This is a genomic window from Nocardia sp. NPDC050406 (assembly GCF_044459025.1).
Taxonomy (GTDB): Bacteria; Actinomycetota; Actinomycetes; order Mycobacteriales; family Mycobacteriaceae; genus Nocardia.
The window spans coordinates 100,712-118,337 of record NZ_JBITIM010000001.1; the positions used below are offsets into that span (position 1 = coordinate 100,712).

General features: G+C 68.6%; 19 protein-coding genes. 7 read left to right on the plus strand and 12 right to left on the minus strand.

Features of this window, described 5'->3' with window-relative positions; all coding sequences use genetic code 11:
• Positions 1 to 37: 37 nt before the first annotated feature.
• From ACIBH2_RS00465 to ACIBH2_RS00515, 11 genes are all read right to left on the minus strand, one after another.
• A complete protein-coding gene (locus tag ACIBH2_RS00465; protein WP_397111833.1) occupies positions 38 to 484 on the minus strand; it encodes a hypothetical protein in 447 nt (148 codons plus the stop codon).
• A gap of 89 nt (positions 485 to 573) precedes the next feature.
• Positions 574 to 1,458 (minus strand): 3-methyladenine DNA glycosylase, encoded by an 885-nt coding sequence (locus ACIBH2_RS00470; protein ID WP_397111836.1) that lies wholly within the window; start codon positions 1,456 to 1,458, stop codon positions 574 to 576.
• Positions 1,459 to 1,460: 2 nt separating this feature from the next.
• On the minus strand, positions 1,461 to 2,525 hold the full coding sequence (locus ACIBH2_RS00475) for a hemolysin family protein (protein ID WP_397111838.1): 1,065 nt from the start codon (positions 2,523 to 2,525) through the stop codon (positions 1,461 to 1,463).
• The gene (locus ACIBH2_RS00480; protein WP_397116729.1) at positions 2,518 to 3,888 is read right to left on the minus strand and encodes a hemolysin family protein; all 1,371 of its coding nucleotides are present in this window, start codon (positions 3,886 to 3,888) and stop codon (positions 2,518 to 2,520) included. Before ACIBH2_RS00480 ends, ACIBH2_RS00475 begins: the two co-directional genes overlap by 8 nt.
• Before the next feature lie 293 nt (positions 3,889 to 4,181).
• On the minus strand, positions 4,182 to 5,618 hold the full coding sequence (locus ACIBH2_RS00485) for a GuaB1 family IMP dehydrogenase-related protein (RefSeq protein ID WP_397111840.1): 1,437 nt from the start codon (positions 5,616 to 5,618) through the stop codon (positions 4,182 to 4,184).
• A gap of 193 nt (positions 5,619 to 5,811) precedes the next feature.
• Positions 5,812 to 7,371 carry a DEAD/DEAH box helicase gene (locus ACIBH2_RS00490; protein ID WP_397111843.1) on the minus strand — a complete coding sequence of 520 codons (1,560 nt, stop codon included), beginning with the start codon at positions 7,369 to 7,371 and terminating at the stop codon, positions 5,812 to 5,814.
• Positions 7,364 to 8,305 (minus strand): M56 family metallopeptidase, encoded by a 942-nt coding sequence (locus ACIBH2_RS00495; protein ID WP_397111845.1) that lies wholly within the window; start codon positions 8,303 to 8,305, stop codon positions 7,364 to 7,366. The genes ACIBH2_RS00490 and ACIBH2_RS00495 overlap by 8 nt, the downstream gene beginning before the upstream one ends.
• Positions 8,306 to 8,356: 51 nt before the next feature.
• Positions 8,357 to 8,761 (minus strand): BlaI/MecI/CopY family transcriptional regulator, encoded by a 405-nt coding sequence (locus ACIBH2_RS00500; protein ID WP_397111848.1) that lies wholly within the window; start codon positions 8,759 to 8,761, stop codon positions 8,357 to 8,359.
• Positions 8,762 to 8,839: 78 nt separating this feature from the next.
• The gene (locus ACIBH2_RS00505; RefSeq protein ID WP_397111850.1) at positions 8,840 to 9,673 is read right to left on the minus strand and encodes an ABC transporter ATP-binding protein; all 834 of its coding nucleotides are present in this window, start codon (positions 9,671 to 9,673) and stop codon (positions 8,840 to 8,842) included.
• Entirely contained in the window at positions 9,670 to 10,779 is a 1,110-nt protein-coding gene (locus ACIBH2_RS00510; protein WP_397116731.1) for a FecCD family ABC transporter permease, read from the minus strand. Before ACIBH2_RS00510 ends, ACIBH2_RS00505 begins: the two co-directional genes overlap by 4 nt.
• A gap of 2 nt (positions 10,780 to 10,781) precedes the next feature.
• Entirely contained in the window at positions 10,782 to 11,819 is a 1,038-nt protein-coding gene (locus ACIBH2_RS00515) for a FecCD family ABC transporter permease (protein ID WP_397111853.1), read from the minus strand.
• 104 nt (positions 11,820 to 11,923) lie between these two features.
• Between ACIBH2_RS00515 and ACIBH2_RS00520 the strand changes: the two genes are divergently transcribed.
• The 7 genes from ACIBH2_RS00520 (at position 11,924) to ACIBH2_RS00550 (ending at position 16,774) form a co-directional block, all read left to right on the plus strand.
• Positions 11,924 to 12,631, plus strand: coding sequence for a hypothetical protein (locus ACIBH2_RS00520; protein ID WP_397111855.1), 708 nt, complete (start codon positions 11,924 to 11,926; stop codon positions 12,629 to 12,631).
• Between the two features lie 147 nt (positions 12,632 to 12,778).
• Positions 12,779 to 13,225, plus strand: a complete 447-nt coding sequence (locus ACIBH2_RS00525) for a PaaI family thioesterase (protein WP_397111857.1) — start codon at positions 12,779 to 12,781, stop codon at positions 13,223 to 13,225.
• A gap of 80 nt (positions 13,226 to 13,305) precedes the next feature.
• Positions 13,306 to 13,608, plus strand: a complete 303-nt coding sequence (locus ACIBH2_RS00530) for an urease subunit gamma (RefSeq protein ID WP_397111860.1) — start codon at positions 13,306 to 13,308, stop codon at positions 13,606 to 13,608.
• A 5-nt stretch (positions 13,609 to 13,613) separates the two neighbouring features.
• Entirely contained in the window at positions 13,614 to 13,946 is a 333-nt protein-coding gene (locus ACIBH2_RS00535; protein ID WP_397111862.1) for an urease subunit beta, read from the plus strand.
• Positions 13,946 to 15,667 carry an urease subunit alpha gene (locus ACIBH2_RS00540; protein ID WP_397111864.1) on the plus strand — a complete coding sequence of 574 codons (1,722 nt, stop codon included), beginning with the start codon at positions 13,946 to 13,948 and terminating at the stop codon, positions 15,665 to 15,667. The genes ACIBH2_RS00535 and ACIBH2_RS00540 overlap by 1 nt, the downstream gene beginning before the upstream one ends.
• 26 nt (positions 15,668 to 15,693) lie before the next feature.
• Positions 15,694 to 16,359, plus strand: a complete 666-nt coding sequence (locus ACIBH2_RS00545; RefSeq protein WP_397111867.1) for an O-methyltransferase — start codon at positions 15,694 to 15,696, stop codon at positions 16,357 to 16,359.
• Positions 16,360 to 16,363: 4 nt separating this feature from the next.
• Positions 16,364 to 16,774: a YchJ family protein gene (locus ACIBH2_RS00550; RefSeq protein WP_397111869.1), complete on the plus strand. Its 411-nt coding sequence runs from the start codon at positions 16,364 to 16,366 to the stop codon at positions 16,772 to 16,774.
• Here the strand turns inward: ACIBH2_RS00550 and ACIBH2_RS00555 are convergent, their stop codons facing one another.
• On the minus strand, positions 16,775 to 17,557 hold the full coding sequence (locus ACIBH2_RS00555; RefSeq protein WP_397111871.1) for a VOC family protein: 783 nt from the start codon (positions 17,555 to 17,557) through the stop codon (positions 16,775 to 16,777). It abuts the gene before it with no gap.
• Positions 17,558 to 17,626: the final 69 nt, after the last annotated feature.

A 17,626-nucleotide genomic window follows, 5' to 3' on the forward strand; every position in this document is an offset into this window, starting at 1 on the left:
GTGGCGCGCCGCTCGGCCGAGTCGTCGAGCGGCCGCGTCAGCAGTTGTCGAAGAGCCAGTGATTGTCGGTGAAGGTCCAGGTGCGCGGGTCATCGGTGTGCGCGGGGGCGGCGGGATCCTTGTCCACGGTGACGACCTGGGCCGAGGTGCCCGTGATCCGCACGCTGACGCCGTCGCGGTCGTACTGCGGGTGGCGGTCCTCCAGCCACAGGTCCATGAACGATTTGTAGGCCTCCAGGCTGCCGATCTTGTCCTGGCAGCGCTTGGTGTAGTAGGCCCACGCATTGGTGTAGTTGCGTTGCGCCGCCAACACATTGAGCGTGTGCGCCGCCTGCTTCAACGCCTCCTCCGACTGCGGATCCGCGAGGGCGGCGGACGTGCCGTCCTGCCGCGCGGTCTCGGAATCGGTGGACGAGCATCCGGTGAGAATGCCCAGGGCGAGTGCCGCGCACACGGCACTCCCGGTGATTTTCCTAGCGGCCATAGCTCGGATTATGGTCGCGTATCGCCGAGTAATAGAAATTGCCGACGGCGAAAACGCCTGTTCTGTCGCCGAGATCGCATTCTCGACACTCAGGAATGACGAAGCAACGCGCGGCAAGCGTCGAGCAGCCGTTCCCGCAGTTTTTCGGCGCGGGCCGCGATATCGGCCTGTGCGCGCACGTATTCGGCTCGGCCCGAAGGCGTTTCGATGCGAATGGGTTCGTAGCCGTATTCCGCGAGATCGTAGGGGCTCGCCCGCATATCGAGTTCGCGGGCGGCACACGCCAGGGCGAAGCAGTCGAAGAGCAGATCGGAGTCGATGAGCGGGGTGATCTTGAAGCCCCACTTGTAGACGTCCATGTTCGCGTGCAGGCACCCGGGCTGCTCCCGGCGGATCTGATCGGCGCGGGTGAGGGGTTCGATATTGCGCGGGACGGCCTCGGGGGTGAAGAAGCGGAAAGCGTCGAAGTGGGTGCAGCGCAATTGCATCGCCTCCACCACCTCGTCGGTGCCCCGATGGCCGAGGCGCAGCGGCACCTGGTCATGGCGGACTTCGTCGGTGCGGTAGACCATCGCCCATTCGTGCAGGCCGAAACAGGACAGCTGCGCGGGGCGCGCCGCGGTCGCCGACAGCAGGCCCGCGATGAATTCGACGGTGTCGCGGCGTTTGTCGAGAAAGGCTGAGTCGGCGGTCCATGCCGGGCCCGGGATTTCGTGGTAGCCGCGGAATTCCGCGTATTCGGGGGCCTCGGCGAGCGCCACCCCGAAACCCGGATGCCAGCGTTTGAGCTGCGCGGGTTTGTGGCCGTAATAGGTGAAGAGAAAATCGATGACCGGATGTTTCTTTCCGGCGGCGCGCCGCGCGAGATACGGGCCGACCAAGGCGTCGACCCGCTCGCGGTGCGCGGCCGCGCGGGAACGCCACTCGGGCCGCGGGAGTACCCGCAGCCCGGTGCCATGTTCGGTGTGCGCCATGACTATTCGGCGATGCGGTGGGTGGCGTCGCGGACGGTGCCGACGAACTCCTCCACCAGATCTTCCAACGCCACGATGCCGACGGTATTGCCGCGACCGTCCACCACCCGGCCCAGATGGGAATTGGTCCGGCGCAGCCGCGCCAGCGCCTCGAACAGCGTCGCACCCGAACTCAGGGTCGGCAGCGGGCGGATATCGGTGCGCGGGATGGGGGTGTTCGGGCCCGCCTTGTCATCGGCGACCAGATCCAACACGTCCTTGACGTGCAGGTAGCCGACCAATGATCCGTCGGCCGCGCGCACCGGGTACCGGCTGAAACCCGTTTCGGCGACCGCCGTTTCGATATCGCCGAGGGTGGTGCCGTCACCGCGCAGCGGCACCGAGCGCACCTTCTCCAGCACCACCATCACATCGGCGACGAGGCGGTCGCTCGAGCCCAGCGCCTGGGTGAGGCGGCGGTGCTCCTCCTCGTCCAGCAAACCCTCGGAATGCGATTCGCCGAACATCTCCGCCAACTCATCGGAGGAGACCGTCGCGTCGAGCTCGTCCTTGGGTTCGATACGCAGCGCCCGCAGCGTGAGATTCGCGGCGAGGTTGTAGACGAAGATGAGCGGTCGAGCCACGCGCAACCAGGCCAGATGCATGGGCACCAGCAGCAGGGCGGAGCGCTCCGGCCCCGCGAGCGCGATGTTCTTGGGGATCATCTCGCCCAACAGGATGTGCAGGATCACCACGATGGTCAGCGCCACCGCGAACGCGATCGGATGCAACAGCTGCTCGGGCACGCCGATCAGGTCGAAGGGCTTCTCCAACAGATGCGCTACCGCCGGTTCGCCGACCCGGCCGAGCAAAATGGAGCAGATGGTGATGCCCAACTGCGCGGCGGCCAGCATCATGGACAGATTCCGCGCCGCCTTGATGACCGTGTTCGCGCTGCGCTTGCCTTGGGCCGCAAGGGCTTCCAGGCGATCGCGGCGCGCGGAGATGAGCGCGAACTCGGCGGCCACGAAGAACGCGTTGCCCAATAGCAGGAACAGCGTCAGGACGACCGCTAGCCAGTCACTCATGGGTCAGCTCCCATTCGGCGAGGGTGTCGGCGTCGATAGGGCGCAGCAGCACCCGGTCGATGCGGCGGCCGTCCATCCGCTCCACCTTGGCGATCCAGCCGCCGCGGGTATGCGGTTCGAAACCGTTGCCGGGCTGCGGGAGCAGCACCTCGTCGCCGGTCACCGGAATGCGGCCCAACTGGGTGAGCACCAGACCGCCGAGGGTCTCGTACTCGCCCTCGGGCGCGTCGTATCCGGTGGTGCGGGAGACCTCGTCGATACGCAGCAGCCCCGAGCAGTTCCAGCCCGCGGCGGTGCGGCGCACATCGAGCTCCTCCTCGTCGTGCTCGTCGCGCACATCGCCGAGGATCTCCTCGATGAGGTCCTCCATGGTGACGATGCCCGCGGTACCGCCGTATTCGTCCACCACCAGGGCGACCTGCATACCGTCGGCGCGGACGCGTTCGAGCACCTCGTCACCGTCGAGCGAGGCGGGCACGATCGGCACGGTCTGCGCGATGGACTCGAGCGTGATACTGCGGCGCGCTCGAACGGGGTGCAGGAACGCCTGTTTGATGTGCACCACGCCGAGGGTGTTGTCGAGATCGCCGTCGATGACCGGGAATCGCGAATAGCCGGTGCGGCCCGCGGCGTCGATGAGATCGGCGATGGTGCAGTCACGGTCCAGGGATTCGATCTTCACGCGCGGCGTCATGAGCTCCTCGGCCGAGCGCTCACCGAATTGCAGTGAGCGGTCCACGACCTGCGCGGTGCGCTGATCGATAGCGCCGTGCAGGGCGGAGGTGCGCACCAGCGAACCCAGTTCCTGCGGCGACCGCGCGGAGCGCAACTCCTCGGCGGGTTCGATGCCCATGCGCCGCACCGCCCAGTTGGCCGTGCCGTTCAGGAAGTTGATCATCCACCGGAACACCGCCGAGAACATGATCATCGGCCCGGCCGTGACCCGCGCGGTGCCCAGCGGCGCCGCGATGGCGATGTTCTTGGGCACCAGTTCGCCGTAGATCATCGACAGCGAGGTCGCCAGAATCAGCGCCAGCGCCAGCGAGATGCCATGGGCGGGGCCGGAACTCAGACCCACCGCGGTGAACAGCGGCTCCAGCAGCCGCGCCAGCACCGGCTCGGCGATATAGCCGGTGATCAGCGTGGTGATGGTGATGCCGAGCTGGGCGCCGGAGAGCTGGAACGACAGCGTCCGATGGGCTTGGCGCACCTGCCGCGCGGGGCGGTCGCCCTCGCGGGCGTGCGCCTCCACGGTGGAGCGTTCCAGAGCGGTGAGGGAGAACTCGGCGGCCACGAAGAGGGCCGTTCCCGCGGTCAGAGCGATGAAGCCGAGCAGGGAGAGAAGGGTGAGCACGGTGGACACTGTCAGCACCACCAGGCCGTTGATGCTGGGAGAACGGTGGAGCCGGGTTTGTCACCCGGCTCGGTAGAGGAGCCCTCCTTGGAAGCGCCCTTGGACGCGGGTGACAACTGGTTCCTTTCGCAGGTCGACTGAATGCGCTGGAGCCGGTATGGAGACAAGAGGTCACCACGCCGTGACTCCGGCTATCCCCATGTTACCGGCACGGGGGCCGCGTCAGCGCGCCGGACGCGCGAAAGCCGGTGAGTCCGGAAAAGTCCCGGACCCACCGGCGGCGCTGGCGCGGTGTCGGCGCGTCACCAACCCGACGGCAGCGGGCGGCCCTCGGCGAAACCGGCGGCCGACTGCACACCCAGAATGGCGCGCTCGTGGAACTCCACCAGATTGCGCGCGCCCGCGTAGGTGCAGGAGCTGCGCACGCCGGAGGTGATGTGGTCGAGCAGATCCTCCACACCCGGGCGCTCGGGATCCAGGCGCATGCGCGAGGACGAGATGCCCTCCTCGAACAGCGCCTTGCGGGCGCGGTCGAAGGCGGAGTCCGAGGCGGTGCGGGCGGCGACGGCACGCTTGGAGGCCATGCCGAAGCTCTCCTTGTACCGGTTGCCGTCGCGGTCGATGCGCAGATCGCCGGGCGATTCGTAGGTGCCCGCGAACCAGGAGCCGACCATCACGTTGGACGCGCCGACCGCGAGGGCCAGGGCCACGTCGCGCGGATGCCGGACGCCGCCGTCGGCCCAGACGTGCTTGCCGAATTCCTTTGCGGCGGCGGCGCATTCGGCCACCGCGGAGAGCTGCGGGCGGCCCACGCCGGTCATCATGCGGGTGGTGCACATGGCGCCGGGGCCCACACCGACCTTGATGATGTCGGCTCCGGCCTCGATGAGGTCGCGGGTGCCCGCGGCGGAGACCACATTGCCCGCTGCCAGCGGCACGCCCAGGTCCAGCGCGGCCACCGAGCGCAGCGCCTCGATCATCTTCTCCTGGTGGCCGTGCGCGGTATCCATGACCAGCACATCGGCACCGGCGTCGACGAGCGCCTTGGCCTTGGCCGGGATATCGCCGTTGATGCCGACCGCGGCGGCGATGCGCAGCTGGCCCTTGGCGTCGACGGCGGGCTGGTAGATGCCATTGCGAATCGCGCCCGTGCGGGTCATGACGCCCGCGAGGGTGCCGTCGGCGTTGCACAGCACGGCGAGATCGCGATGTCCGGCCTCGAGCAGGTCGAAGATCTCGCGCGGCGACGCGTCGGCGGGAGCAGTGACGAAATTGGTGTCGGCGACGGTGCTCAGGCGGGCGAACCGGTCGACATCGCTGCACGACGCCTCGGAGACGACGCCCACGGGCTTGCCGTTCTCGACCACGACGACCGCGCCGTGCGCGCGCTTGTGGATGAGCGCCAGCGCATCGGAGACCGACTGTTCCGGATCGAGGGTGACCGGCGTGTCGGCGGTGAGCGAGCGGCTCTTGACGAAGGCGATGGTCTCGGCGGCGGCCGGGATGGGCAGATCCTGTGGCAGCACCACGATGCCGCCGCGGCGTGCCACGGTCTCGGCCATGCGCTTCCCGGCGACGGCGGTCATATTGGCGACGACGATCGGGATGGTGGTGCCGGTGCCGTCGCTCGAGGACAGGTCGACATCGAAACGCGAGGTCACATCCGTCCGGCTGGGGACGAGGAAGACATCGTCGTAGGTCAGGTCGTAGGGAGGATTGTCCCCGGGGAGAAACTGCACGGTTATGCCGCCTCAGAGGTTTGACGTCGGGTTTTGGTCATGGCCATGCTACGGAGGCAGGTCTGTGGCACGAATTCACCGAACAGTGCTTCAACCTGATGTCACACATGCAGCGCACTAGTGTAGTCGGCCGGTTCGGGCACACCGGGAACCCGTGGTCGCGAAGGTGGCGGGATTCACTGCGCATCGGCCGCTACTTGGCCTTGCGAACTCCCGGTTTGCGCTTCTTGTTGTGGGCGCGGCTGCCGCCCCGCGAGGTGGGGATGTACCGCTTGCGCTCGCTCGGCTTCTCGGGCTCGGGCGTCTCCGGGGTGGCGGGATCGGGCACCGGCTCGCCGGAGGGGCGGCGCGCGCCGGTGATCTCGATCAGGCGGCGGTCGCCCGGTCGGACCTCCACCTCGGTGACGGAAACGCCCGCGGCACGGACCAATTCGGCCCATTCGTCGCGATGCTCCGGGGTGACGATGGTGGCGACGACGCCGGTCGCGCCCGCGCGGGCGGTGCGGCCCGCGCGGTGCACGTAGTCCTTGTGGTCGGCGGGCGGATCGACGTGGACGACGAGGGAGACGTCGTCCACGTGAATGCCGCGCGCGGCGACATCGGTGGCGACCAGCACCGGGGCCGTGCCGTCGGTGAAGGCCGCGAGGGTGCGGGTGCGCTGGTTCTGCACCTTCCCGCCGTGCAGGGCGACCGCGGCGACGCCCGCTTCGCGCAGCCGCCGTGCGAGCTTCTCGACGCCGTGCTGCGTGCGCACGAACAACAGGGTGCGGCCCGCGCGCGCGGCGATCTCGGCGACCACGGCGTGCTTGTCGGTGCGGCGGACATGCAGTCCGTAATGGGTGATGGCGGGACCGGATTCGGTTGCGCCGCCAGACGATCCGGGCTGGTCGTCGGCGCGGCGCGATTCACCGTCGGAGGTCTCGACGCTGTCATTAAGCGCGGCTCGGGACGCGGTGGAACGACCCCGCGTACCAGTGGGTTCGACGGTGCCGGATGTATGCGCGGAATCGGCGGAGCCACCACGGGATTCGGCGTTCGGGACCGCGGCAGTAACGGTGCGCTCCACGGGATCGCGCAGGTAGCGCCGCACCAGCGCGTCGACGGTCTCGTCGAGAGTGGCGGAGAACAGCAGCTTCTGGGCGTCGGCGGGCACGCGGTTCAACACGGCGGTGAGCTGCGGGATGAAGCCCAGGTCGGCCATGTGGTCGGCCTCGTCGACGGTGACGACCCGCACGTCGGAGAGGTCGACGGACTTGCGGCCGATGAGATCGGTGAGCCGACCCGGTGTCGCGATGAGCAGGTCCACGCCGCGCGCGAGCCGCTCTTCCTGTCGCTTGAGCGGCAGCCCGCCCACCACCGAGGCGACGCGTACGCCCTGTGACAGCGACGGCTCGTCCAGGGCCGCTTCGATCTGGTGCGCGAGTTCACGGGTGGGTGCGAGGATCACCCCGCGCGGCCGCCCGGGCACCGCCGGTGCACCCGAGAGCCGTACCAGCATGGGGATACCGAAGGCGAGGGTCTTGCCCGAACCCGTTGCGGCGCGGCCCAATACGTCGTGGCCAGCGAGGATGTCCGGAATGACCGCCGCCTGAATGGGGAACGGCGTCTCGACGCCATCGCGCCGCAGCGCGTGCACCAGCACCGGCGGGAGTCCGAGGTCGGCGAACTTCAGCGGGCGCATGATCACCGCCGCGCGCAGCGGCCCCTGCTCCGGCGCGGTGTGCGCGCCGTCCCGTTCGGAGGAGTCAGCCACGGGTCACCAGGCGGTGGACCTCGGTGAGCCACGGAATCGCGACGGCGAGGGTGGGCACCACCAGGATGGCCGCGGCGGCCAGGTAGGCGAAGGTGGCTTCGCGCACGCCGCCGAGCGGGCCAGCGAGGCGCTGGATGCGGATGAGTGTGGTGGGGCCGCCGACCGCCATCGCGCCCTGCGGCGCGGGGGAGTTGGAGCAGGCGACCAGCGCGCGCGCCAAAGGCGTTGGGCCGGTGACCTTCACGGCGGAGTCGTCGGCGAGCAGTTCGATGAGCAGTTTCACCGAATCGAGCGCGGATTTGGAGCGGACCACCCGCGGGAAGGCCTCGTGGGCGGCCGTGAAGGCCTCCAGTACGAGGTCGTGGCGGGCGCGCAGGTGCGAGCGCTCGTGGCTGACGATGGCGGTGAGCTCCTCATCGGAGAGATTGGTCACGGTGCCCTGCGAGAGGACCACGCGGCGGCGCAGTCCCGGCAGGCAGTAGGCGATGGGTTCGGTGGCGGCGAGCACCCGGATATCGGCGGCCTGACGCTGCACGCTGCTCTGGTCCAGCAGGTCGACCAGCATGCGATGGCGGGCGCGACGGCGACGGGTGTGGATGCCCACCCGCACGACCGACCAGATCAGACGGCCGCCGACCATGAGCGTCAGCGCGAAGACGGTGACATAGGCCAGCCACAGCGGCAGTCCGAGCGCGTCGATCTCATCGGTCGGCGAGGTGGTGGGCCGACCGTCCGGACCGGGCACCAGCAGTCGGCTCGCGATGGCCAGCCCGGAGCCGAAGGCGCTGAGCACCGCGGCGAGCGCGATGGCCTGCCACAAGACCAGCGCGGCACGGGGATTGCGGTACGGCCAGGTGGCGCGGGACAGCAACCCCGGGGCCGGTCCCGCCAGAAACAATGCGAGACCGGCGAATACCGGCGCTGTTGCGTCCATTCCTCAGCTCACTGCGTTGTGGGGGCCAGGGTGCCGAGGCAAGTGCGGCGATCAGGCTCCCGAGTCGTCGGTCGGCTTCTTGCGTGCCTCGTTGTCTTCGAGCTTAGCGAGTGCGTCCCGCAGTGCGGCAGCCTCGTCCTTGCCGACCTGTTCGACGAAGTGCACCAGCGCCGCTCGCCTGCTGCCGACCTCGTCGGCCTGTTGCAGCGCGTCGAACATCAGACTGGCGACGAGCTCGTCGCGCGTGTGCACGGGGGCGTAGCGATGTGCGCGATCGTCGCGCTGCTGCACGACGAGGTTCTTCTTCGCGAGCCGCTGCAGCACCGTCATCACCGTGGTGTACGCGAGTTCACGGCGCTGCGCGAGGGCCTCGTGCACCTGCCGGACCGTTTGGGGTTCATCGGCCGACCACAACTGGTCCATGACCGCTTTCTCGAGTTCACCAAGACCTGCCATCCCACGATTCTACGGAGTCAACGACAGGCATGCGTACTACAGGTCGTCGTAACCGGGTGGTAGCTGGTGTGGTATTGGTCATACCGGGTCGGCGGGCGCATCGCAGTCGCGCACGTGCCGGGTGCCGATCGGCACGATCATCGGCCGCCCGGAGACCGGATCCTCGAGGACCGAGGCCTGGAGTCCGAAGACCTCCAGCAACAGTTCGGCACTGACGATATCGGCCGGGCGGCCTTGCGCCACGATGCGGCCCGCGCGCATGACGATCAGGTGATCGCTGTAGCGGATGGCGAGATTGAGATCGTGCAGCACCATGACGACGGTGCGCCCGAAGTCGGCGTGCAGCCGATCCACCAGGTCCAGGACCTCGAGGGAGTGCGCGAGGTCGAGGTAGGTGGTGGGCTCGTCGAGCAGCAGGATGTCGGTGCCCTGCGCGAGGGCCATGGAGATCCAGGCGCGCTGGCGCTGGCCGCCGGAGAGTTCGTCGAGGGTGCGGTCGGCGAGATCGGCGATACCGGTCTGCTCGAGCGCGGCGGCCACCTCGGTCTCGTCGTCGGAGGACCACTGCCGCAACCACGACTGGTGCGGGTGGCGGCCGCGCGCGACCAGATCGGCGACGGTGAGCCCCTCCGGCGCGACGGGTGTCTGCGGGAGCATGCCCACCACCTGCGCCACCTCGCGGGTCTTCATCGAGGCGATCGCCTTGCCGTCCAACAGCACTCGGCCCGCGCGCGGTTTGAGCAGTCGACCCAGCGAGCGCAGCAGGGTGGACTTGCCGCAGCCGTTGGGTCCGATGACGGTGGTGATCACACCGGTCGGGATGTCGAGGGAGAGCCCGTCGACGATGACGCGGTCGCCGTAGCCGAGGGTGACGGCGTCGGCGGAGAGCCGGTGATCGGCAGCGAGGGTCACAGGGTCGCCTTCCGGTTGGTGCGCACGAGCAGATAGAGCAGGAACGGACCGCCGAACGCGGCGGTCACCACGCCGACCGGCAGGTCGACGGGAAACAGGGTGCGGGAGGCCAGATCCGAGCCCACCACCAGCACCGCGCCGACGAGGGCGGAGGCGATGAGCGGTTCGCCGGGGGAGCGCAGCAGGCGGCGCGCGATCTGCGGGGCCGCCAAGCCGACGAAGGCGATCGGCCCGACCGCCGCGGTGGCCAGCGCGGCCGCGCCCACGGCCGCGCCGAGCAGCAGCGCCTGCTGAGCCTGGATGCGCACCCCGAGCACCCGGGTGGTGTCGGAGCCGAAGCGCAGCGCGGCGAGGGTCCGGGCGGAGGCCGCCGCGACCGCCAGGGCCAGCGCCAGGCCGATGGCCGCGGGAATCAGCGTGGACCAATCGGATTCGTTGAGCGAGCCGGTGATCCACAGCTGCGCGTGCGCGGCATCCAGCTGCGTGGCGCGGGCGAGCAGCCAGCTGATCACCGAGACCAACGCGGCATTGACGCCGATGCCGATGAGCACCAGGCGGAATCCCACGACGCCGCGCTCGCCGGTGGTGCTGCGACCCCACGCCAGGACATAGATGAGGACGGCGGTGAGCAATCCGCCCGCCAGCGCCATCAGCGGAACACCCACGGTGGCAAGCACTCCGGTGGCCCCGGACAGGGTGATGAGCGCGACGGCCGCCGCGCTCGCACCCGAGGTGATGCCGAGAATATCGGGGCTGGCCAGCGGGTTGTGCAGGATCGACTGGGCGATGGCGCCCGCCAGACCGAGCGCCGCGCCGACCACCACGGCGGTCAACGCGCGCGGTAGCCGATTGTCGAGAATGATGAATCGCTGTGCGCGCGAACCGCCTCCGGTGAGGACGTCGAAGACGCGAGTCAGCGGAATCTGGTATTCGCCGGTGGCGATGTCCAGCGCGAACAACAGCAACAGCAGTGCGATGAGCGCGATCGCGGTGAGCAGCATGCCGATACGCAGGACGGCGGAGAACCGGCCGATGCGCACCGCCGGACGAATACGCCGCAGCGTCGCCGACTCCGCTGCCTTACCCGGGTGCGGGGGAGTGGAAATGCTCACAGGCTGACCAGCTTTCGGCGGCGGACCAGATAGATGAAGAACGGCGCGCCCAGCGCGGCCAACATCACCCCGGCCTCCAATTCCGTCGGCCGGGCGATCACCCGCCCGATGATATCGGCGACCAGCAGCGCGATCGCCCCGAGCAGCCCGGAGTACGGCACCAGCCAACGATTGTCGGGACCGGTGATACTGCGCGCGATATGCGGCACGATCAGCCCGATGAAGGCGATCGGTCCGACCGCGGCCGTCGCCGCGCCGGTGAGCAACACCACCGCCGCCAAACCCAATGCGCGCGAACGGGTCAGATTCACGCCCAGGCCGCGGGCGACGTCATCACCGAGGCTCAAGGCGTTGAGTCCGGGCGTGGCCGCCACCGCCAGCAGCGCCCCGAGTACGAGGAAGGGCAACACCTGCTGCAACACCGTCGCGTCGTGCCCGGCGACATTGCCCACGACCCAGTAGCGGTAGGTGTCGAGCGCGGTGGGGTCCAGCAGCACAATGCTGTTCGTCATGGCGGTGAGCAGCGCCGTCATGGCCGCACCGGCCAGCACCAGGCTCAATGGACTGGCCTTGCCGCCGCCGATGGACGACACCCCGAACACCACCAGCCCGGCGATCGCCGCGCCCGCGAAGGCGAACCAGATGTACTGCGACGGCGTACTGAATCCGAACAGGTAGATGGTCAGTGCCGCGAGGAAGGCCGCGCCCGCGTTGAGCCCCAGCAATCCCGCGTCCGCCAGCGGATTTCGGGTATATCCCTGAATGAGCGCACCGGCCAGGCCGAGCGCGAGACCGCAGATCAGCGCCAATCCGGTGCGGGGCAAACGCAATTCCCGCACGATCTGCTCACCGGAGGATTCCGAGGCGCAGGTCAGCGGCCACCCGCCCGGACAGGTGAGCGCGTCGTAGACGGTGCCCAGCGGCAGCATGCGCGAGCCGATGGCGATGCTCGCGGCCACCGCCACCAGCAATATCGCGACCAATAGGAGAAGTCCGGCCAGACGTCTGCGTCTGGTGGTGACTGGGGCGGGCACGGCGACGAACTACTCCTGACGCGAACATGTATTGCTCTGAAAGTCTGGTAAGCCTAACCTATCTTTCCAATCGGCCCCGATACGCCACCGAGGAGGAGGTTCGAGTGCCCGAACCCGTAACCGTGTTGCCCCTGCGCGACTCCCAGCTCGTCTTCGAACGGGCCTGCGCCCGGCTGCGCGGTCTGCAACCGGAACATCCGCGTGTCTACGCCGTAGCGCCCATGTCGGAGCAGGGAAAACGACGCTGGTGGCGATTGCGCGACGGTATTCGCGAGGGCCGGATCGAACTCATGTACCGGCGGCACGCGGCGGAGATGACCAATGCCGATATCGCCGCCGAAGTCGTTGCCACCGCGCTCATTCACGCCGTCGTCGGCCGGGTCATGGCGCTGCTCGTCGCCGAGGGCCGGGCCTGGGATCCGGGCCTCGAGAACCTGTGGATCCACACCGACAACGACGGCGGCATCGACTGGGCCGGATTGGCGGACACCACGATTCGCGTGGTCGAGGGCGACCGCCTCGAGGGTGAGCCCGGCGTGGTGACGCTGCCGTGCGAACAGGCGCTGCACGTCTGGCTCGCGCATCGCTGCCAGCATTCGCTCATGCTCATCCAGCAGGCCATGGCCCGCTGCGCCGGGCTCAGCGCGCGCCGGTTCTGGGCGCTGGTCGGCGAGTCCATCGTCGGTGCGGCGACTTATGTTCCGGCGCTGGCGGGTTCGTCGTCGTCGATCGGCGCACGTCGGGGGCAGGCGCTGCTGCTCGCGCTGGAGGAGCGCGGATTGCCGGTCCGAAAGACTTGCTTTGTTAGGTAAGCCTGACCTACACTAAGTTCGGCGCTAGGGTTGTGAGAGATCCAGAGGGCTGCTGTGATCCCCGACCCCAAGCCGCGGCGGGCTCCCGATGTCGTCACATGGGAGCCCGCCGCTTCGCCTTTTCCGGGCCCATGCCACTGTGAGGGCATGACGCAGCAAGACTTCTCGTCGATCCGCTCCCTCGCCGATGTGACACCGGAGCTGATGACCAAATTCAGCGAGGGCACCTTCACCGATCTCATCGGGCTGAAGTACACCGAGCTGAGCGCGGACCGGGTCGCCGCCGAATGGGTCGTCACCCCGCAGCAGTTCCAGCCCGCGGGCATCGTGAACGGCGGCGTGTACTGCACCGTCATCGAAACCCTCGCCAGTGTCGCCGCGAGCGCGTGGCTGGGCGCCAAGGGCACCGTCGTCGGCGTCAACAACAACACCGACTTCCTGCGCGCGGCACGCGAGGGCAAACTGCGCGCCGTCGCGACGCCGATTCACCGCGGCCGCTCCCAGCAACTGTGGGTCGTGGTGATCACCGACGAACAGGATCGCACCGTCGCGCGCGGGCAGGTGCGGTTGCAGAACCTGGCGAATCAGGGCTGATCTCGGACGAAACATGCAGGTAATAAAGGGCGTGCCAGAATAACCGTCGACTTGCCCCGTGACCTCGATGAGGAGCCCGCATGCGACTGTCGCCGCACGAGCAGGAACGCCTGCTGCTGAGTTACGCGGCCGAGCTCGCCCGCAAGCGACAGGCTCGCGGGCTCAAGCTCAATCACCCGGAGGCGGTCGCGCTCATCACCGATCACGTGCTCGAGGGCGCGCGGGACGGGCGCACCGTCGCCGAGCTGATGGCCTCCGGGCGCACCGTGCTCAGCCGGGCCGACGTCATGGACGGGGTGCCGGAGATGATTCACGACGTGCAGGTGGAGGCCACCTTTCCGGATGGCACCAAGCTCGTCACCGTGCACCAGCCGATCGGATGAGCGGCGTGCGCACTTCCCACGGCTCGTCGGTTCCCGGTGAATTCCTCTGTGCCGAGGGCACTATCGAGCTCAACCCGGGCGCGGACCGTATCGAACTGGATGTGGTGAACACCGGCGACCGGCCCGTGCAAGTCGGTTCCCATGTGCATTTCCCGCAAGCCAACGCGGCGCTGGCCTTCGACCGCGAGGCCGCGCACGGCCGCCGCCTCGACATTCCGGCCGGAACCGCGGTGCGTTTCGAACCCGGGCTGGGCCAGCGCGTCTGCCTGGTGCCGCTGGGCGGCACCCGCGAAGTGCACGGAATCAGCCTCACCCCACCCGGAAAGCTGGATGCCTGATGGCCGAACTCTCCCGCGCCCGCTACGCCGAACTCTTCGGGCCCACCGTCGGCGACCGAATTCGGTTGGCGGACACCGATCTGCTCATCGAGATCACCGAGGACCGCAGTGGCGGACCGGGTCTCGCGGGTGACGAGGCGGTCTTCGGCGGCGGCAAGGTGCTGCGCGAGTCCATGGGGCAGGCGCGCGCGACCCGCGCCGAGGGGACCCCGGACACCGTCATCACCGGTGCGGTGATCGTCGACCACTGGGGAATCATCAAGGCCGATATCGGAATTCGGGACGGCCGGATCTGCGCCATCGGCAAGGCCGGTAATCCGGAGACCATGAGCGGGGTGCATCCCGATCTGGTGGTCGGGCCCTCGACCGAGATCATCGTCGGCAACGGGCGCATCCTCACCGCGGGCGCGATCGACTGCCATGTGCACTTCATCTGCCCGCAGATTCTCGACGAGGCCATGGCGGGCGGCATCACCACCCTCGTCGGCGGCGGCACCGGACCGGCCGAGGGGTCCAAGGCCACCACGGTCACGCCGGGATCCTGGCATCTCGCGCGCATTCTCGAGGCCACCGACTCCTGGCCGGTGAACATCCTGCTGCTCGGCAAGGGCAATACCGTGCGGCCCGAGGCGCTGTGGGAGCAATTGCGCGGCGGCGCGGGCGGATTCAAGCTGCACGAGGACTGGGGAACCACTCCGGCCGCCATCGACGCGTGCCTGTCGGTCGCCGACGCCTCCGGTGTGCAGGTGGCGTTGCACTCGGACACGCTCAACGAGGCCGGGTTCGTGGAGGACACCCTCGCGGCCATCGCGGGGCGGGCGATTCACTCGTATCACACCGAGGGCGCCGGTGGCGGGCACGCGCCCGACATCATCACTGTCGCTTCGCATCTCAATGTGCTGCCCTCGTCCACCAATCCGACGCGGCCGCACACCGTCAACACCCTGGACGAGCATCTCGACATGCTCATGGTCTGCCATCACCTGAGCCCGTCGATTCCGGAGGATCTGGCCTTCGCGGAGAGCCGGATTCGGCCCTCGACCATCGCCGCCGAGGATCTGCTGCACGATCTCGGGGCCATCTCCATGATCGGCAGCGACGCCCAGGCCATGGGCCGCATCGGGGAGGTGGTCATGCGCACCTGGCAGACCGCGCACGTCATGAAACGCCGTCGCGGCGCGCTGCCCGGGGACGGCCCGGCCGACAACAATCGGGTCCAGCGCTACGTCGCGAAGTACACCATCTGCCCGGCGGTCGCGAACGGCATCGATCACGAGATCGGGTCGGTCGAGGTGGGCAAGCTCGCCGATCTGGTGCTGTGGGAGCCCGCGTTCTTCGGGGTGCGCCCGCATGCCGTGCTCAAGGGCGGGGCCATCGCCTGGGCGGCCATGGGCGACGCCAATGCCTCCATTCCGACACCGCAGCCGGTGCTGCCGCGCCCCATGTTCGGGGCCGCGCCGGTGGTGGCGGCGGGGACCTCGCTGCACTTCGTCGCCGAGCAGGCCGTCGAGGACGGGCTCGCGGATCGGCTGCGGGTGAATCGGAGGCTGGCGCCGGTGGCCAATGTGCGGCGGCGCACCAAGGCGGATATGCCCAACAACGACGCCATGCCGCGGATCGACGTCGATCCCGACACCTTCACCGTGCGCATCGACGGCGAGGTGTGGGCGGAGGAGCCCGCCGCGGAATTGCCCATGGCGCAGCGGTACTTCCTGTTCTGATCCGGCATCGGTGGCAGACTGCGACTATGACCGCAGACTGGGCGCACGTCGATCGCTATCTCGTGGACACCCTGGTGGGACATCAGGATTCGGGCGTATTGGAGGCGAATGCCGCCGCCGGGCTGCCCGCCATCGATGTCTCACCGCCACAGGGGAAATTCCTGTACCTCATCGCGCTGTCGATCGGTGCGCGGCGGGTGCTGGAGATCGGCACCCTCGGCGGGTACAGCACGATTCAGCTGGCGCGCGCCGTCGGCAAGGAAGGCCAGGTCGTCACCTTCGAGTACGCGCCGGAGCACGCACGGGTGGCTCGGGAGAACCTGGATCGCGCGGGTATCGGTGAGCGCGTGGACATTCGCGTCGGCGCGGCGCTGGACACGCTGCCGGTGCTGGCGGAGGAACAGCCGGAGCCGTTCGACCTCGTGTTCATCGATGCCGACAAGGTCAACAATTCGAACTATGTGCAGTGGGCGTTGCGGCTGACCCGGCCGGGCTCGGTGATCATTGTCGACAATGTGGTGCGCAATGGCGGTGTGGCCGACGCGGATTCGACCGATCCGGCGATTCGGGCCAGCCGCGAGGTGCTCGAACTGCTCGCCGCCGAACCGCGCCTGGACGCCACCGCCGTGCAAACCGTCGGCAGCAAGGGCTGGGACGGTTTCGCGTATGCCGTAGTCCTCGGCGAGGATTGAGCCCATGGCCAAACACCGCAAGTCCGATCGGGTTCCCGAGCAGTGCCCGTGCGGGCTGCCCGCGAAGTACCAGGACTGCTGTGGACGGCTACACCGCGGCGAGGCCCGGGCCGCGACCGCCGAGCTACTGATGCGGTCGCGGTTCAGCGCCTTCGCCGTCGGGGACGAGGACTACCTGTTGCACAGCTGGGCCCCCGAGACCCGGCCCGACGAAGTGGCCTTCGAACCCGGAGTGCGATGGGAGCGACTGGAAATCCTCGGCGCCACCGGCGGCGGCCCGTTCCACACCGAGGGCACCGTCGAGTTCCGTGCGCACTATCGTGCGCACGGCCAGCCCGGACAGCTGCACGAGAACAGCCACTTCCGCCGCCACGACGGCGCGTGGGTCTACCTCGACGGCGATATCCGAGCCTGATCAGTTCCCGAACGACATGATCGCGAACGCCGCCCCGAACGGATCGTTCAGCACACCGACACTGGACGGTCCGGGCATGTCCTGCGGAGCCTGCAACACGCTGCCGCCGAGCTTCTCGGCCCGCGCCGCGATCTCCTCGGTATCGCTCACCCGAATGGTCATCGACCAGAACGGCCCCGGCGCGCCCGGCGCGGCCAACGCCGCCCCACCGAACTCACGCCCGCCCGACACCGACAGCGCCTGATACGGATTCACCGTCGCGGTCTCCCACCCGGCATTCCGATACGTCCACCCCAGCACCTTCGCGTAATGCGCCATGGCCTCGGCAGGCGCCCGCACCGCCGCGTACTGCACCCAACACGGATTCCCGACCTCGCCCCACCGCTCGGTCCCCGGATGCGACTTCAACTGGCACACCCCATAAGGCGCCCCATCCGGATCGGTCAGCAACGCGAACTCCAACGTGCCGAACACATCCGTAGGCTCCACGAACACCCCCGCCCCCGAATCCTGAGCCACAGCCGTGGCCGCCGCCGCACTCTCCACCGCGAAATACGGCAGCCACGCCGCCGGTTTCACACCCCCCTCCGGATCGGTAGCCGACGCGATCCCCGCGACCTGCGCCCCCTCCTGCGTCAACACGGTGTAATGGCCCGCCTCCGGACCCATATCCTCAGCACCCCACCCGAACAACCCCCGATAAAAATCCGCCGCGGCGCCGATATCAGGCGCGGTGGCATCGAACCAACAGGGTGTACCAGCAGCAAAAGCCATAGTGCTCATCTCCTCGTAGAACGGGACATTCCACGCACGCGCGCAAACCACGCAGGGCTGCACCCCATGCAAACGTAC

Coding starts and splice junctions, on each gene's coding strand:
- ACIBH2_RS00465 (WP_397111833.1), bottom strand. CDS start 484: ATGGCCGCTAGGAAAATCACCGGGAGTGCCGTGTGCGCGGCACTCGCC.
- ACIBH2_RS00470 (WP_397111836.1), bottom strand. CDS start 1,458: ATGGCGCACACCGAACATGGCACCGGGCTGCGGGTACTCCCGCGGCCC.
- ACIBH2_RS00475 (WP_397111838.1), bottom strand. CDS start 2,525: ATGAGTGACTGGCTAGCGGTCGTCCTGACGCTGTTCCTGCTATTGGGC.
- ACIBH2_RS00495 (WP_397111845.1), bottom strand. CDS start 8,305: ATGGACGCAACAGCGCCGGTATTCGCCGGTCTCGCATTGTTTCTGGCG.
- ACIBH2_RS00500 (WP_397111848.1), bottom strand. CDS start 8,761: ATGGCAGGTCTTGGTGAACTCGAGAAAGCGGTCATGGACCAGTTGTGG.
- ACIBH2_RS00525 (WP_397111857.1), top strand. CDS start 12,779: ATGACGCAGCAAGACTTCTCGTCGATCCGCTCCCTCGCCGATGTGACA.
- ACIBH2_RS00530 (WP_397111860.1), top strand. CDS start 13,306: ATGCGACTGTCGCCGCACGAGCAGGAACGCCTGCTGCTGAGTTACGCG.
- ACIBH2_RS00540 (WP_397111864.1), top strand. CDS start 13,946: ATGGCCGAACTCTCCCGCGCCCGCTACGCCGAACTCTTCGGGCCCACC.
- ACIBH2_RS00545 (WP_397111867.1), top strand. CDS start 15,694: ATGACCGCAGACTGGGCGCACGTCGATCGCTATCTCGTGGACACCCTG.
- ACIBH2_RS00550 (WP_397111869.1), top strand. CDS start 16,364: ATGGCCAAACACCGCAAGTCCGATCGGGTTCCCGAGCAGTGCCCGTGC.
- ACIBH2_RS00555 (WP_397111871.1), bottom strand. CDS start 17,557: ATGAGCACTATGGCTTTTGCTGCTGGTACACCCTGTTGGTTCGATGCC.